General features: G+C 42.3%; 13 protein-coding genes, 1 tRNA gene and 1 pseudogene. 5 read left to right on the top strand and 10 right to left on the bottom strand.

The window, feature by feature from the left end; translation table 11 throughout:
• Positions 1 to 37: 37 nt before the first annotated feature.
• Positions 38 to 1108 carry a porin gene (locus MZ182_RS03555; RefSeq protein ID WP_248066251.1) on the bottom strand — a complete coding sequence of 357 codons (1071 nt, stop codon included), beginning with the start codon at positions 1106 to 1108 and terminating at the stop codon, positions 38 to 40.
• A 937-nt stretch (positions 1109 to 2045) separates the two neighbouring features.
• On the opposite strand from MZ182_RS03555, the gene tcdA reads away from it, so the two are divergent.
• Positions 2046 to 2858, top strand: coding sequence for a tRNA cyclic N6-threonylcarbamoyladenosine(37) synthase TcdA (gene tcdA, locus MZ182_RS03550; protein ID WP_248066248.1), 813 nt, complete (start codon positions 2046 to 2048; stop codon positions 2856 to 2858).
• Positions 2859 to 2875: 17 nt separating this feature from the next.
• Here tcdA and MZ182_RS03545 read toward each other — a convergent pair.
• Positions 2876 to 4522 (bottom strand): annotated as a pseudogene (locus tag MZ182_RS03545) (ATP-binding protein).
• A 169-nt stretch (positions 4523 to 4691) separates the two neighbouring features.
• On the opposite strand from MZ182_RS03545, the gene MZ182_RS03540 reads away from it, so the two are divergent.
• Complete coding sequence (locus tag MZ182_RS03540) at positions 4692 to 5303, top strand: superinfection exclusion B family protein (RefSeq protein ID WP_011790652.1); 612 nt, start codon at positions 4692 to 4694, stop codon at positions 5301 to 5303.
• A gap of 116 nt (positions 5304 to 5419) precedes the next feature.
• Here the strand turns inward: MZ182_RS03540 and MZ182_RS03535 are convergent, their stop codons facing one another.
• Positions 5420 to 5551: a DUF3149 domain-containing protein gene (locus tag MZ182_RS03535; protein ID WP_011790653.1), complete on the bottom strand. Its 132-nt coding sequence runs from the start codon at positions 5549 to 5551 to the stop codon at positions 5420 to 5422.
• Between the two features lie 303 nt (positions 5552 to 5854).
• Here MZ182_RS03535 and MZ182_RS03530 point away from each other — a divergent pair, with 303 nt between their 5' ends.
• The gene (locus tag MZ182_RS03530) at positions 5855 to 7435 is read left to right on the top strand and encodes a bacteriohemerythrin (RefSeq protein WP_248066247.1); all 1581 of its coding nucleotides are present in this window, start codon (positions 5855 to 5857) and stop codon (positions 7433 to 7435) included.
• A gap of 138 nt (positions 7436 to 7573) precedes the next feature.
• Positions 7574 to 7660 (top strand) — tRNA-Leu (locus tag MZ182_RS03525).
• A 211-nt stretch (positions 7661 to 7871) separates the two neighbouring features.
• On the opposite strand, the gene parC is transcribed toward MZ182_RS03525, so the two are convergent.
• Genes parC through nudF form a run of 7 tightly spaced genes read right to left on the bottom strand, consistent with a single transcriptional unit; the run spans position 7872 to position 15825 of the window.
• Positions 7872 to 10148 carry a DNA topoisomerase IV subunit A gene (gene parC, locus MZ182_RS03520; RefSeq protein ID WP_248066244.1) on the bottom strand — a complete coding sequence of 759 codons (2277 nt, stop codon included), beginning with the start codon at positions 10146 to 10148 and terminating at the stop codon, positions 7872 to 7874.
• Complete coding sequence (locus tag MZ182_RS03515; RefSeq protein ID WP_011790656.1) at positions 10141 to 11316, bottom strand: PQQ-dependent sugar dehydrogenase; 1176 nt, start codon at positions 11314 to 11316, stop codon at positions 10141 to 10143. The genes parC and MZ182_RS03515 overlap by 8 nt, the downstream gene beginning before the upstream one ends.
• Before the next feature lie 52 nt (positions 11317 to 11368).
• Entirely contained in the window at positions 11369 to 13255 is a 1887-nt protein-coding gene (parE, locus tag MZ182_RS03510) for a DNA topoisomerase IV subunit B (RefSeq protein ID WP_011790657.1), read from the bottom strand.
• A 56-nt stretch (positions 13256 to 13311) separates the two neighbouring features.
• The gene (locus MZ182_RS03505) at positions 13312 to 13887 is read right to left on the bottom strand and encodes a YqiA/YcfP family alpha/beta fold hydrolase (RefSeq protein ID WP_025007909.1); all 576 of its coding nucleotides are present in this window, start codon (positions 13885 to 13887) and stop codon (positions 13312 to 13314) included.
• Between the two features lie 26 nt (positions 13888 to 13913).
• On the bottom strand, positions 13914 to 14753 hold the full coding sequence (gene cpdA / locus MZ182_RS03500) for a 3',5'-cyclic-AMP phosphodiesterase (protein WP_011790659.1): 840 nt from the start codon (positions 14751 to 14753) through the stop codon (positions 13914 to 13916).
• A gap of 16 nt (positions 14754 to 14769) precedes the next feature.
• On the bottom strand, positions 14770 to 15210 hold the full coding sequence (locus MZ182_RS03495; RefSeq protein ID WP_025007910.1) for a DUF1249 domain-containing protein: 441 nt from the start codon (positions 15208 to 15210) through the stop codon (positions 14770 to 14772).
• Positions 15211 to 15222: 12 nt separating this feature from the next.
• A complete protein-coding gene (gene nudF / locus MZ182_RS03490) occupies positions 15223 to 15825 on the bottom strand; it encodes an ADP-ribose diphosphatase (protein ID WP_011790661.1) in 603 nt (200 codons plus the stop codon).
• 243 nt (positions 15826 to 16068) lie between these two features.
• Between nudF and tolC the strand changes: the two genes are divergently transcribed.
• A complete protein-coding gene (gene tolC, locus MZ182_RS03485; RefSeq protein ID WP_011790662.1) occupies positions 16069 to 17376 on the top strand; it encodes an outer membrane channel protein TolC in 1308 nt (435 codons plus the stop codon).
• Positions 17377 to 17386 lie beyond the last annotated feature (10 nt).

Here is a 17386-nt window from a genome sequence, read left to right as displayed (position 1 = left end):
AAGCAGTAGGTTTTTTTATCAATATCAATTAACGATATTAGAAATCGTAACGTACACCGATAGAAACAACATCATCTTCAATTAGATCTTGTTTAACACCATTTTGTTTGAAATCACCTTCATAGTGTGCATAGTGTGCAAACAACAAGGTTGATTTGACTAAACGGTAATCAGCACCGATAGTGATTTGATCAACATTAACGTCATCCAAATCTACGGTCATATTGTTGTTAAGACCTGATGCATTTTTGAAGTAGCTACCGAAACCAGCTTCATCTTTACCGTATTCGGCTTTCAGATTCACACCGTTTTGTAGTTTGTACACTACGTTCACAAAGTATGAGTTACCATCACGGTTATCATTCACAATGCTTTCTGCATGTTGGAATAAACCGCCAACAGTAAAGTCACCAAACTTAGCCTGAGCCACACCACGGTATGCATCTACGCCACCAATAGCTTTGTTATAAGCAGCCGCTAAATAATAGTTTTGCTCTTTAAATGCTTTATCACCTAAAGTCGCACTTACGGCATACATGCTGTCTGAAGTGCCATAGTTATCATCAAATAAATAAGTCGCGTTCAGAGTCACTAAATCAGCAATTTTAGGTGAGTAGTACCATACGCCATCACCACTACGACCAGCAGCCGCTTGAGCGCTCACTAAACGGTCGATATCGGCGTTGGTGTTACCAAACACGTCAACATTACCTTCAGCTTGTTTAAATACGGTATCATTACGACCCGCTAACACTGTACCAGCAACCGTTTTAAAACCTAAGAAAGTGTTACGAGCATTGAATGTATCACTAGAGTTAGTAGTGTTATCAACACCAAACTCCATTTGGTAAACAATGTCTACGCCATCGGCAACTTTTTCAGAGCCTTTTACGCCTAACCATGAGAAGTTATTCTCAAGATAAGTACCGCTATCGCCATAATTTACAGGATTCTTTTTGTTAGTACTACCTTGTAGAGTAGTGCTTGAATCAGTAGTGGTCACTGCTAGATCTAAGCGACCATAGAAGCTTGGGCCTTCGGCTAGCGCACCGAATGAAGCCAATGCCAATACTGATGCAACTGATGCAGAGATGAATGTCTTTTTCATGTTTTGTGCTCCCTCGAACCTAAGTTCTTATCCATTTTTCATGGTTTTTGTGTGGTTTTACACATTTGTTACTGGTTATCGGTAACAAAGTTGCCGCCGATTTTTACAGTTTTACGACTTGCAGGCTGTGTCGTAGATCAAGTTTTTGGTTCTCCTTGCCTTTATTCAGACTTTTTTAGGATATTTCCCCATATCTTGACCACAATTTGGCATGAAAGCAGTAAAACAGCATATTTCACTTACTACTTAAGAGGTATAGCAGACGCATAGGCCTAAGTGAGTCGGCGACGCTAACTGTAGCATATACTAATGTTGTAGCAAGTTTGTCATAAAGCAGGTCTATGTATGTTTTTTAGCTATAAGTGGGTAAAAAAAGCGGTAGAAACAACTATTTTCACCTCAAACACAGTTTTAAAAAACTGAACAATTCAGTTTAAAATCAACATATAAACCTACAGTACATCCAATATCAGCTAAGCCCTATTTCGCATCAATTAACATAAGATTGCCGCTAAAACAGGTGGAGTAGCATAGACCATAGTATTAGAACTCAGACGCTAATTAACTCACACTGAACTAGCGATATTGCGCGGCAGAGTTTGCATAGACGGGATAAAGTAAAATGCGATACAGATCACAAACACTTAAAATGGCATGATTTTCATCATATTGATTTACATATTGAAAACACTATTTTGATACCTTTATTCAATAGTATGATCACAATATTCAGTTTACCTTCTTTATCATCAACTTATTAACATTCAAATCTTCATCAATACCGCTTTACAAGGGCTGAGATTGATTTCGAATTTTAGGCTAAATCGTTTAGAATCCACGACGCATTTTTAATGTTCAGCAATGACCTGTATCTTGGCCTTACCAAAGCCTTGATAGGGAGAGCGCTTTTTTAACGTCTTATAGAAGGTAAGTATTGATGACTGAAGCCTATCAGAATCGCTTTGGTGGAATTGGCCGTTTATACGGGCAAAAGGCGTTAGCAAAATTTGCCCGTTCCCATGTGGTGGTGGTTGGTATTGGTGGCGTAGGAACTTGGGCCGCAGAAGCATTAGCACGCAGTGGTATAGGGCAAATTAGCTTAATTGATCTAGATGATATCTGCGTGACCAACACTAATCGCCAAATTCATGCATTAACATCGACGATTGGTCGCTCAAAAGTTGCAGTAATGGCACAACGGATCCGTGATATTAATCCTGATTGCCAAGTTAATGAAATTGAAAATTTTATCACTATTGATAACCTAGGTGACTATTTACTTGGCGCCAAAGAAGGCGGCAACATCGATTATGTTATTGATTGTATTGATGCGGTGAAACAAAAAGCGGCCCTTATTGCTTGGTGTAAACGGCAAAAGATCAAGATAGTGACAGTCGGTGGCGCGGGTGGTCAAACCGATCCTACCCAAATTCAACTCGCCGATCTCGCTAAAACTTATCAAGATCCTCTGCTGGCTAAAGTGCGTAATATTTTACGCCGTGAATATCACTTCTCTAAAAACGTGCAACGTCGTTTTGCTATAGATGCCGTATTTTCCAGTGAACAGTTAGTGTATCCCCAAGCAGATGGTTCGGTATGTAACGCTAAGGCAACCGCCGATGGTAGCATGCGAATGGATTGTGCTTCCGGCTTTGGTGCTGTCACTATGGTCACAGGCACCTTTGGTTTTGTCGCTGCAAGCCGAGTATTATCAAGGTTGGCACACATTGCCAATGAGGCCGACCAATAAGATAAGCTAAACATCGCTTATATTTGAAACTCGTGATACTGATTAAGCGGAGCTAAGTCACATTGAGTAAAAGGAAGACTGATGTTGAACTGCGCACCACCTAAAGAGGCATCGGCTTGGTAACTCATAGTGCCATTTAATAAAGTTGCCGCATTAAATGCGGCTGATAGCCCTAATCCCGTCCCGCCCTTACTTCTACTCGTTGTAAAAAATGGCTCGAACATATGCTCTGCAACTTCTGGCGGTATTTTTACCCCATTGTTTTGTATGCTTATATGAACAAAACCTTCATCAATGCTCGCATCTATTTGAATAAGATTATCCTGTACGAGAGCAGCTTCTCGAGGTTGGAATGCATGGGTAAACGCATTGGAGAGAATATTGCTGACCATTTGATTAAGTAAACTTATGTTTGTTTTAATGTTTAACTCCGGCTCAACAAGGATATTTGCTTTAACCTCGATATTGGGATGCATCAGCAATGACGATTCAAAAATCTCATTAAGCTGCTCATGTAAGTTAAAGCATTGATGTTCTTCTTGACTGCGATCAATTGCAATCGTCTTAAATTTTTGGATCAAACTGCTTGCTTTGCTGATATTGCGAACAATCAACTCACAGCTCTGTTGGTATTCATCCAAAATGGCATTGATTTCATCCAAGGTTGCGTGCTCACTATGGATCAGTTCAATAAGCTCGTCGATATGACTAAGTTGTGCGCTCGCGGCAGTAAGACAAATGCCAATCGGTGTATTTATTTCATGGGCAACACCTGACACTAATCCTCCCAATGCCGCCATTTTTTCTTGTTCAACCAATACCTGCTGCGCACGTTTTAATGCTGCAAGGGATTGTTCTAATTCGAGGGTTCGTTCTTTAACTTGCCTTGCGAGTTCTTCTTTGTAACTACGTTCCAGTTTGAGGAGTCGCTCTCTATCTTCTAAGGCAATTTGTAAGTCGGCTTTAGAGTTTTTAAGTGCATCAAAGGAATGCCTCAATTGGTTCTGCATATTATTGATAGCATCAGCAACCTACTTAAACTCATCAGCTTTTTCTTTTCGATCAAATTGGAGGGGCTCATATTCAACGTCAAGGTTGATCTGCTTACAGTAATGACTCAATTTATCGAGATGTTTGGTTATGTTGTACCACACTAAGAAAAGAATAAACCCAGCAACTAAGAAGGTCTTAATGCCATTAGACAATAGGATAAGGATTGCTTTGTCATAGAGGCGCTGAAAAATCGCATCCATATCCACTTGAACTTCTAGCATACCAACATTGATATTTTCAGTTGGTGATTTGTAGACTAAAGGAAAAACCCTATCGAGGGACTGCTCAGACTGCCGTGTTCCAGAACTCCAAGACTGGCCACTATCATCCCTAACCGAAATATAGTTAATATCAGGCAATTGGATAAGCCCATTTAACTGGGTATTAATTAACCGCTCATCTATCACCCACACACTTGCAGCCAACACATCTAAATTGGCCTTTTCAATGTTAGAAAAAACTCTATCGATACGATGAATATCACCTTGGTAATCGTTTACCAGTTGATAGGCTGTCGTCACTAAAGTGATCAAAGAGCTAAAGAGGATGATAGACAGAGTAAGATGCCTGCCTATCGGGCTTTTGATTAATTGGCTAAAGAATGTCAGCATCTTAAATTTTCTATGCACGAGAGCGGCTTGAGATGTTTATAAGCATAGACCCGATGCTTTAAATTGTGCATTTTATCCACCGTAAAAATCCATCAATTACATTCCAACAAATGGCATTGAATTTGCTTATTAGTCAACAAGTTCAATTTTTTGTCACTGGGATAATGCTATGTTAAAACTCAAACTTGATTCAGTTAAGTTCTTTAGCCCTAAGAAAATGATGTTCAAAATCATGCTGTGGTTAATGGTGAGTTGTGTCGTTTTATTATCTATTCCACTCAATGTGTTAGAAATACTGGCACTTGATAAATTTGTACCTGAACACGCGCATTTTGTAGGTTTAGGACTCATCATTTCTATTGCTTATTTTTTAAGCCAATTGCTGAACTTAGGGCTAGATGAATCGATTCGCCATTTGAGTGATAAGCGTATTACCGAAACTATAGAAGCTAAAGTGAATTTGCTTGACCGCGCAGAGCGAGCACTTTTACGTGAGTTCTTCTTACAAGGTGCCACTATTTTGACTCTACCGCAAAATGAACCTGCTGTGAAAAGTTTGCTAAACGCCTGTATCTTAGAAAACCTTGGTAACGAACGTCATTACGCCATTCAAGGCCCTACGGCTGACTATAAAATTTCGATGAAAGCGCGCATCTATTTAAATCGTGATGTACTTCGGCTACCCGCAGGCGAACCAAGCCAAGAAGAAATGCAGCATTTGATCAAAGCAAGACCACAATTTTTGAATGGTCTAGTACAAAATCGTAAACATGCTATCTAGCACCAACAAACAATGTGTAGGTGTAGATTACGGACATAAAAAATGGGGGCTATCTAAGACCCCCATAATAATGTGCAATTTGTGACAAAGAATATAATAAACAATGGAAGCAAAAACTACGGCTGTTGTGCTGACTTCACAATAAACATCCAAGTGATATAAGAAATTATCCCTATTGTGCTAAAGATAACAATCATTGAGAGTAAACCGATAGGGTTACCAAACATTAAATCTAACCAAAATGCCATGACTGAGATCCTCGTTCCTGTGAAGTCCCCTCTAAACTAGCTTTCCTTATTTAACTAAACACTGATCCTGATCAATAAAAAACCAACATTGCCATACAAAACGCTAATCTTGGAAAAATTGTGTGACACGAATCAAGTTTGACCAAGAAAGTATTTAGTCATAGATCAAGGTATTACCTTTGTTTCTTATTGCGTTAACCGCTAGGATTAACTATCTCAGCCATCGAGATGCTAAAGAGACTGGTTCTGACACATAGATTCTCTCATTTCCGCCAATCAGTCCCATTTTTGAAGGAGCCAAAAATGACAGTTCAAAAGAACACGATCATATATCGTTCAACCTTCTTTCCTCTGTTGCTACTCGTTTATCCCCTTTATTGTCTAATCATAGATCGACATATCATTGCTACACTCTGCCTACTCCTGCTTGCAGCAGTATTATTTTTTTATATTTATAAACTGTTTAATAACCTAAGCAAACTTGAACATGCGGCCCGTCATCTAGGAGATGGGGATTTAAGTTACCAGGTAGATGAAAAAGATGCAGGCGTGTTTATCAAGGTTGTGCGTAGTATCAACCGCATGGGAGAAGACGTTAGTCGTACTATTTTGTCTCTGTCAGATACCTGCGAAGGAATGAAAAATGTTGCCTCAGATATCAAAGTTATCAGTGAGCAAGCAAAACAAGGCGTATTAGAGCAAGAACATCAAACTGAGCTCGCTGCGACAGCAATAACACAAATGGTTTCAACGGTACAAGCCGTCTCACAAAACGCGGCCAGCACAGCTAAGGCCGCTGATATGGCTCAGAACTCAGCCAAACAAAGTGATCACATCATGGGAAATATTGTCCATAAAATTAATGGAATGACAAAGCAACTCCATGACACTAAAAATGTTATTGAAAATTTAGCCGCCGATACAAATAACATCAGCAGTATTATCGAAACCATTTCACAAGTCGCAGAACAGACTAACCTACTCGCTTTAAATGCTGCCATTGAAAGTGCGAGAGCAGGTGAGCATGGCCGCGGCTTTGCCATTGTCGCAGATGAAGTGCGTAATCTTGCAAAGAGAACTTCAGAAGCCACGGTCGAAATTCAGCAACAGATTGCAGGATTACAAAAAGGAGCCCATAGAGGGCTTGAAGTCATGTTGCACAATGTCAGTCTTGCAGATGAAACAGCATTGATGGTTAACCAAGCACACCACGCCCTCAATGATATTGCCGTTCAAGTTAATACTATTACGGATATGTCTCACCAAATAGCCACTGCCTCTGAAGAACAATATAAAGTTGCAGAAGAAATTAATAACAATATCTGTGCTGTAGCAAAACTCGCTCTAAACAATGCACATCGTACAAATAACACGAATTTATCAAGTCTTAAGGTGTATAACATGTCGCAGGAAATTGGCTCGTTACTACATCGATTCCATGTGGATAAAGCGTTATTTAATTCAAACCAAGCATTAAGTAAGTTATTTGTCACATGGGGGCAAGAACTTGATATAGGTATGCCAGAAATTAACCGTCAACACCAAAGGTTAGTCTCACTTATCAATGAATTACATAGGACATTAAGTGAAGATTATGGCCTAGAAGCAATAAAACGCATAGTACAAGGATTGGTGGATTACACTGCAAACCATTTTTCCTATGAAGAAGAACTATTTGAGCGTTTTGGTTATCCTCAAAGTGAAAGTCATAAAGAAAAACACGGGCAACTTGTGGGCCAAGTTCTTGATTTTCAGAAACGTGTAGGAAAAGGAGAAGATGTTGCCGATGAGCTAATGTCTTTCTTGCGATCTTGGCTCGTTAATCACATCCAAAAAAGTGACAAGGAATATACGACATTTTTACTCTCACATGGCGCAGAATAATCTCAAGAGCATGATTTTTGAGCGGTTAAATCTAATTTATATGTTTGCCTAGGTAAAAGGCTTGCCATTGTCATGGGCAAAGGTATAATTCCCAGCACTTAGCGGTAGCAAGATATTGTTGTCTCTAAGTGTAATAATGCCAGTGTGGTGAAATCGGTAGACACAGCGGATTCAAAATCCGCCGCCCTTAAAAGCGTGCCAGTTCGAGTCTGGCCACTGGTACCAATTCTTCATTAGAAGAATATAAAACCGACTAAGCGTCGGTTTTTTTGTATCTAAAATTCAGCTAATAATAGATGCGAATCCAGTGGTTGACTCACTTTCTCGCTTGATGTTTACTGCGACATCTTACGCATTTATAAAATGAGTTTATTAACATCTATAAAAAAGCCACCGAGCAGAAATAGCGTCAGTGGCCCTCGAATATACACAATCATTAGATGCTAAGTGATGGTTCTCCACCCTCACCTAATTCAACACTATCAACACGCTGCAAGCCACGCGGTAATTTAGCCCCACGACGACCACGTTCCCCTCGATAGTGTTCAAGATCACTCGGCTTTAAGGTCAGTTTTCGTTTACCCGCCCAGAGAGTCACAGAAGTATCACTCGGCACGAGTTGTAGGTGTGTCATTAGCTCATCACGACTCTTCGCACGCTCAGAGGGGATACCGATAATCTTATTGCCTTTGCCCTTAGATAACTGCGGTAATGCCTCAAGGGAAAATAACAACATGCGTCCTTCGTTAGTAATCGCAAGGAGTGACATTTCCCGATTGCGATCGATTAACTTAGGCGTCAATGATTTAGCATTCGTTGGCAGGCTCAGTAATGCTTTACCTGCTTTATTACGTGACACCATATCGTTGTAGGTACAAATAAAACCATAACCCGCATCAGTGGCTAGCAGATAACATTGCTCCTCTTCACCCATGATCACGTGTTGCATCGTTTCACCAGGCGCCATATTAAAGCGGGTGGTGATTGGCTCGCCTTGGCTCCGAGCCGATGGCAGAGTATGGCTATCCGTTGCAAATGCTCGCCCTGATGAATCAATGAATACGGCGGCCTGATTGCTGCGACCCATGGCACTACACAGATATTGATCGCCTGCCTTATAGGATAAGGATAACGGATCGATATCATGCCCCTTAGCACAACGCACCCAGCCTTTCTCAGATAATACAACGGTTACAGGCTCACTCGGCGTTAGCTCTTGCTCGGTTAAAGCCCGTGATTCATGGCGCTGCACTATGGGCGAGCGACGATTATCACCATAGGTTTCAGCATCTTGAATTAATTCTTTCTTGATCAAGGTCTTTAACCGCCGCTCAGAACCTAATAACTGTTCCAACTTTTCGCGCTCAGCTTCGAGTTCATTCTGCTCGGCAGTGATCTTAAATTCTTCTAACTTGGCTAAATGGCGTAACTTTAATTCGAGGATCGCTTCTGCTTGCTTATCAGTTAGCGAAAAACGCGCCATCAACTCGACTTTTGGTTCATCGTGGAAACGAATGATTTCAATCACTTCATCGATATTGAGGAAAGCGATCATCAAAGCTTCGAGTATGTGTAACCGAGAAAGCACTTTATCTAAGCGATATTCAAGCCGGCGTTTAACCGTGTCTACGCGAAATTCTAGCCATTCGGTTAAGAGTGTTTTTAAACCTTTCACCCGTGGGCGACCGTCTAGGCCAAGTACGTTTAAGTTCACTCTGAAGCTTTTTTCTAAATCTGTGGTGGCAAATAAATGTGCCATTAGCTGATCACAATCGACACGGTTTGAACGTGGCACCACCACTAAACGCACTGGATTCTCGTGATCCGACTCATCGCGTAAATCGGCCACCATAGGCAATTTCTTCGCCTGCATTTGACCTGCGATTTGCTCTAAAATCTTGCCGCTACTGGCTTGATGTGGCAAAGCGGTGATAATAATTTCACCACTTTCAACAGTATAAACCGCACGCGCTCGCAATGAACCACGACCGGACTCATAAATTTTTGCGATATCGGCAGACGGGGTAATAATTTCGGCTTCTGTCGGATAATCAGGTCCTGGCACATAGCTCATCAATTGTTCAAGTTCGAGCTTTGGATCATCGAGCAAGGCTACGCAGGCAGAAACTAATTCTCTGACATTATGAGGCGGAATATCCGTCGCCATTCCCACGGCAATGCCTGTAATACCATTAAGTAAAATATGCGGTAAACGAGCCGGCAATACTTTGGGTTCTTTCAGTGTTCCGTCAAAGTTTGCCCCCCAATCAACAGTGCCTTGGCCCAGTTCACTGAGTAACACTTCTGAAAACTTAGATAAACGCGCCTCGGTGTAACGCATCGCTGCAAATGACTTAGGATCATCGGGCGCCCCCCAGTTACCTTGTCCATCAACTAAGGGATATCGATAGGAAAATGGCTGCGCCATCAACACCATGGCCTCATAACAGGCACTATCACCATGGGGATGGTACTTACCTAATACGTCACCCACAGTACGGGCTGATTTTTTATGCTTAGACTGAGCCGATAAACCTAGCTCACTCATGGCGTAAATAATTCGGCGCTGTACTGGTTTAAGCCCATCACCGATATGCGGTAAGGCCCTGTCCATAATGACGTACATGGAATAGTTCAGATAAGCCTCTTCGGTAAAGCGCCGCAATGGCATTTGCTCTACCCCATCTAAACTTAACTCGATTGCGTCACTCATTTTCTTCTAGTTCCTGTGGTTCTTCAGTACTATCGCCACCTTTAAAGAACAAGCGATATACGTTACCTTTTAAATCATCTGATATGTACATAGCCCCATCATCGGCTGATAACAACGCATAAGGGCGAGCAACGGGGAATTCTCCGTCGAGAAAACTGACTACGGTTTCACGACTCACAACCTGTTGATTTTCAATCTTAAGCATCACAACTTGGTAACCCACTTTACTAGAGCGGTTCCAAGAACCATTTTCGGCGATAAATAATTGATTGTGGAAAACTTCTGGAAATTGGACGCCGCGATAAAAAGCCAGCCCTGTCGGTGCTACATGGGCAGGTAACTCATAAATAGGAACACTAATTTTTAAGTTTTTAGGCTTTTCGTAAGCGGGCTCAATAACAGAGGTGGCATGTAAATAAGGAAAACCATAGTGGCTTCCGATAGAATCAACACGGTTGATTTCATCGGGGGGTAAATTATCCCCCATCCAATCCCGCCCTTGATCGGCAAACCACAGTTTACCGTCGATGGGCGACCAATCAAACCCAGTTGTATCACGGACTCCAGAGACAATCTGCTCATTTGCTCCTGTATCGACATTAATCGCGATTATGCTGCTGTAGGGGGCTGGTGCTTCACACACATTACAGGGTGCGCCGATAGAGATATAAAGACGACCATCGGGACCAAAATTCATTGCTCTGGTACTTTTTTTATCAGAGGCAGGCAGATCGCTGTAGATTTCTTTCGGGCGACTAGGACGACGCAGACGCTGCTCTATATCAATAAAGCGCATAACCCGATTCTCGGTTGCCACAAACAGATCGCCATCGTAAAAGGCAATTGCTTCAGGAGATTTTAAACCTTTTGCAATCACATAACGCTTATCAACTCGGCCATCTTGGTTACTATCGACCAAGGCATGGATGGTGCCACTTTTATGAGAGCCCACAAATAAGGTGCCATTTGATCCCATCGCTATCTGTTTGGCATCCCCCAAATCAGAGGCGTAAAGGGATAAACCAAATCCCTTCGAAACGGTAATCATCACCGATTGAGATGCAGCTACCGCGCTGTGAATGGGGAGTAAAATCACAGAGACGAATAGAACTGTATAGGCTGAGAACACCTTTAAATAATTATAATTATTGGTTTTTATATACAACATTGTAATTTTCTTTATGCCTATGTTTTATCGTTATCGGCAATAATGCACAACATTAAAGTAAAGCCATGTCACCCTTATCTTCGAGCCAAGATTTACGGTCCGGAGAACGTTTTTTCGCAAGTAACATATCCATCAAAGAATCGGTTTCTTCCACATCATCTATCGTCAACTGTACTAAACGACGGGTATTAGGATCCATGGTTGTTTCACGAAGCTGTAAGGGGTTCATCTCACCCAAGCCCTTAAAGCGCGTCACTTGAACTTTTCCTTTTTTATTTTCAGCGCTAATACGGTCAAGAATACCTTCTTTTTCAGCCTCGTCTAAGGCGTAGTATACGTCTTTACCTATATCGATACGAAAGAGTGGCGGCATAGCAATATACACATGACCCTGTTCGACCAATATACGGTAATGCTTCAAAAATAGCGCACAGAGTAAGGTGGCAATATGCAACCCATCGGAGTCCGCATCCGCCAAAATACAAATCTTGCCATAACGCAACTCTGAAATATCATTGCAATCGGGATCACAACCAATAGCCACTGAAATATCATGCACTTCTTGAGAAGCCAATACTTGAGAAGCGTCAACTTCCCAAGTGTTAAGGATTTTACCACGCAGCGGCATAATCGCTTGAAACTCACGATCCCGAGCCTGCTTCGCACTACCGCCTGCGGAGTCCCCTTCGACGAGAAATAATTCGCCCCGCATCGGATCTTGCCCGCTACAATCCGTCAATTTCCCTGGTAATGCGGGGCCTGACGTCACCTTTTTACGCGCCACTTTTTTTGCAGCTTTAAGACGACGCTGGGCATTGTTAATGCATAATTCTGCTAAAGATTCAGCTAATTCCGTATTCGAGTTTAACCAGAGTGAAAAAGCATCCCGTACTATACCTGAAACAAAAGCGGAACACTGGCGGCTGGAGAGTTTCTCTTTAGTTTGCCCAGCAAATTGCGGATCCTGCATTTTTACCGACAGAATAAACGCGGCTCTGTCCCAAATATCTTCTGGTGATAATTTAATGCCACGGGGGATCAAATTACGGAACTCACAGAATTCCCGCATAGATTCGAGCAAACCTTGACGAAATCCATTCACATGGGTGCCACCAAGTGGGGTAGGAATGAGGTTAACATAACTCTCATTGATGGATTCACCCCCCTCTGGCAACCAAGTAATGGCCCAGTCGGCTGCTTCAATTTTCCCCTTAAAACTGCCAACGAAGGGCTCTTCGGGTAACATGACGTTATCACCAACAGCAGCCTTGAGATAATCGGTTAAACCGCTTTCGTAAAACCATTCATGGACTTCATTGGTCTGCTTATTGGTGAATTTTATCCGCAATCCAGGACACAGTACGGCTTTAGCTCGCAACAGATAAATGAGTTTTGAGTTGGAAAAATTTGCAGAGTCAAAATAGCTCGCATCGGGCCAAAAATGCACGCGCGTGCCGGTATTACGACGACCACAGGTTCCTGTGACTTTTAACTCTTCAACCTTAAAACCATGTTCAAAAGCAATATCATAAACTTGACCATCACGACGCACTGTAACTTCAACACGGCGCGATAAGGCATTAACAACCGAAATACCAACACCATGTAAACCGCCTGAGAACTGATAATTTTTATTGGAAAATTTTCCGCCTGCATGCAGTTTAGTCAGAATAAGCTCAACCCCTGGAATACCTTCTTCAGGATGAATATCCACAGGCATACCACGGCCATCATCAGTCACTTCAAGGGAGTTATCGAGGTGTAAAACAACTTCAATTTTGGTCGCATGACCCGCTAAGGCTTCATCGACACTGTTATCTATGACCTCTTGGCCTAAATGGTTAGGTCTGGAGGTATCGGTATACATACCTGGACGGCGTTTAACAGGATCGAGTCCGTTAAGGACTTCAATGGCGTCAGAGGTGTATTGATTCGTCATAGTGTACGCTATAAGTTGTTATATCCGGCCATGTTGCGGCTCTGGATGTCGGTTTGTCAAGGTAAGTGTAAAAATTGGCTTATAGTTTGCAGATAGTGCTCGTAACCTACAAAACTGTGATCTCCAGCCGCTTCAATCCGTAATTGGCAGTGATGGTATTTACTCAGTGCTTCACGGTAATCGAGCACTTCATCGCCGCTTTGCAATAGTACCAAAAAACGATCTGGATTACGGATAACTGGCGTATTAAATTCAGCGACCTCCATCTTATGTTCAGGCAATACTTGGTAGTTTTCTCCTGTATAAGGATTAAACTGTGGCCCCATGAACTCATCAAACAACTCAAAAGGTTTTACCGCAGGGTTAACTAATACCGCTCGGCCACCATAATGTTCGGCTAAATAACTGGCGAAATACCCACCCAATGATGAACCAATATAGGTAAGTGGTTCACCATCCTTCAATGCCGCTTCCACATATTCCAGTAAAAGTGCCATTGCGGCCTTAGGAGTATTCGGTAATTGGGGTTGATGAAAGAGAACGGACGGATGATGCTGCGCCATATATTGCGCAGTCATTATCGCTTTATCTGAAAAAGGTGAACTGTTGAATCCGTGAATATAGAGCAGCATAGTTCCTCAAGCTGCGGTCACTCGCGTTAATAACCGCTGGAATCATTATCGGGGAAAAAATGGTTACCCGGTACGCGATAAACATTAGTGCCGATGCTACCATCGGCCTTCAACTCCAGCAAACGATAACCGGGTTGCAAACCATCTAAGGCAAAATAAGGTGATAAAGGCTTAAATTGGATACAGGTAGAAGGCGTCGCCATAAGCTGTAGCGCACCATGCGGCCCTTCATAGTGAGTATCAATTCGCTGATGCACATGCCCCCAGAGTAATCCCTTAACTTGAGGATACATTGCCACACGCTCTAAAAACTCAGCACCATTATCCATGCAATGTTGATCTAACCAAGTACAGTTAACCAAAATCGGATTATGGTGCATCACCAGTAAAGTGTAACATTCAGGGTGTGCCGCAATGGCCTGTTCAATAAGTTCAAACTGGCTCTGCGCCATATGACCACCGGGTTTTCCACGAACCGTGGAATCCAGCATTAAAATTTGCCACTTGCCAGCAAGGATACGCTGCTGCCCAAAAATCTGCTCACCTTGCATATGCAGATACATAATACGCGGATCATCATGATTTCCGGGAAGATAATGACAAGGCAAACCTACCGGCGTAACAGCTCTAACAAACTGCTGATAAGACTCAGCCGAATAATCTTGGCTTAAATCTCCCGTGGCTAACATGATATGTGCCGGATAATCGACCGCCCGAATGGTATTAAGCACAGCAGCAAAACTTTTGCTGGTGTTGACTCCAAGTAGCTGGGCCTCAGGATCGGCAAAGAGATGCGGATCAGTGACCTGCACTATACGCACACTTTCCCCTTCAGCTATGGAGTAAGAGACTGCCTCTTTCAGCACATTGAATACCCAAATTCTAAGACTGGCATACTAAACGTTGTTGGTTACCAATCTTCAACAACTCCTCCAGGAATGCATTTACCTGGTACTTTTCATCACTATGATACATGCGTAAATTGGGATAATCATACACTGGGCGTAATTGGTAAATCTGTTGACCAGTTAACACTTCTGCTAATTTAGCATCGTGATAAATTCTCACTAACACCTTGGGAGTATTGACAAACTCGCCTGTTGCAAGCGGACGAGATATCTCAACCAATTGAGTATATTTGGTATTTTCTAAAATACGCACCACTAATATACCAAACTCACCTTTTAGCTGCCATGATTGACCGATAGCAATATCCAGCGGTAACCATTTCAGCATATAGCCATAATTGCGGCCGCAAAGAGCCAAGAAATCACTGACATTCGGTCGATAGCGTGGTTTTTGATGCGAAGTGGAGGTAGCCACATTATTTCCCACTTAAACGAGTTGCTGATAGTTTAATTGCAACCATTGCAATCCAATAACGGTCGATGCATTGTCGATTTCTCCCGCCACCACACTATGATAAGCGTGCTCACGGCTCACAACATGCAATCGGATATCTTCATGTTCTTCAGCTAATCCATGCAATCCACAGGCTTGGGTTGAATCCACTTCAGCCCAATAAAAATAAAAACGCTCAGTACTGCCACCAGGGCTCGCTAAGTAGCTGTTAACAAAATGAATACTTCTAGCAACAAGGCCCGTTTCTTCAAGCAGCTCACGATGAGCAACATCGATTGCTGTCTCTGTGGGCGCAATCATACCCGCGACTAACTCCATAAGCCAAGGAGATTTAGTGGTCGCTAATGCAGGAAAGCGCACTTGTTCAATTAACACAACTTGATCGCGCTGAATGTCATAGGGCAATACCACCACAGCGTGACCCCGCTCGAATACCTCGCGGATGACAGGTTGACTCCAACCACCGGCAAAAAGTTTGTGCTTAAAAGTGAACTGTTCTAGCGCAAAAAAGCCTTGATATAGGGATTTTTTATCGAGAATTTCAATATCCATTTGCGAAAAAACAGGGGGTTTCATACTCTATCCTTAAAAGTTAAATTTGCGCCTATTATCAAGGCAATTTGACACATTTTTAAAATAAAATCTGTTACACTTCGCATTTGACTTGCCAGTGTCAGAGTTTTTAGACTCTACATCATTAAGTTTTAGCTGTATCGGGAAGCGTCGGGAAGCGCAAACCGCCTTGGTAAAGGCATTACTTAGTCTAAACGAAGTTAAAATATTTCTCCTTTGGGAGATTTTGTCTAATAAGGACAGCAAATGAAATTTAAGATCCGTTCTTTATGCGCAGCATTAACTCTCGCAGCTTCCGCTCAAGCGGTACAAGCAGATGATTTACTGCAAATTTATCAACAAGCACTGACTAACGACCCTCTCGTGTTACAAGCTCAGGCGCAACGTGATGCTTTATTTGAAAAGATTGAGCAAAACCGTGCGCCTCTGTTACCAACACTGAGTGCAAACGTAGGGTATGACAAAGCCTGGAATGACCCTAGGGATAATACCAGTGGTTTAACGGGTGGTCTTAAGTTAAATCAGGTCATTTATGACCACAGTGCTTGGGTAGGTTTAAGCCTTGCAGAGAAAGCCGCTTCTCAAGCTGATTCAAACTATGCATCAACGCTACAAACCTTGATTACTCGCGTGACTAAAGCCTACTTCGATGTGTTAACGGCCAAAGATAACTACGAGTTCCAAGGTGCAGAAAAACGCGCTATTGAACGTCAACTTGAGCAAACAAAACAACGCTTTGCTGTAGGTCTAACAGCAATAACAGATGTACATGAAGCTCAAGCTCAATATGACCTAGCGTCTGCCAGCGAGATCCTTGCTGAAAACGATCTTGCCAATAGCTACGAAGCACTGCGTGAAATCACTGGTATCGATCACAAGACTCTTAATGTGCTAGATACAAATCGTTTCTCAGCCGTGACTCCGGCCCCTTCATCACCAAGTGAATGGTTAAAGATCGCTGAATCAAACAGTGTTGATCTAATGACCCAACGCATTGGTAAAGATATTGCTCAGGAAACCATCAGCCTTTACAAAGCGGGCCATATGCCATCCTTGAGCTTAAGTGCAGGTTATAATAAAGGGCTTGAGCAAAAAACAGGCAGTGTTAACGATCCTGATTTTGATAATGTCAATGTGGGCTTAAATTTAAGCATTCCCATTTTTGAAGGCTTTAAAGTGACCTCTCAAGTCAATGAAGCACAATATCAATATGTTGAAGCCAGTGAGAAACTTGAGCAAACCTACCGTAGTGTTGTCAAGAATGTACGCAATAACTACAACAACGTAGGCGCCTCAATTAGCTCAATTCGTGCCTATGAGCAATCGGTCATTTCATCAGAAAGCGCATTAAAAGCGACTCAGGCGGGCTTTGAAGTCGGTACTCGTACTATCGTTGACGTACTAAACCGTACCCGTGACTTGTATGACTCAAAACGTAAATTGTCTGATGCACGTTACAGCTACATTAATTCGATCGTTGCCCTAAAGAAAGCAGCAGGCACACTTAACGAAGATGATGTTATTGCCATCAATAGCGGCCTAAAAGCTGAGTAAGATTAGCACT

Origin of the sequence: Shewanella sp. JNE2 (genome assembly GCF_023159115.1) — a bacterium.
In the GTDB taxonomy this organism is placed as follows: Bacteria; Pseudomonadota; Gammaproteobacteria; order Enterobacterales; family Shewanellaceae; genus Shewanella; species Shewanella putrefaciens.
This window is presented reverse-complemented; position numbering and strand designations above follow the sequence as displayed.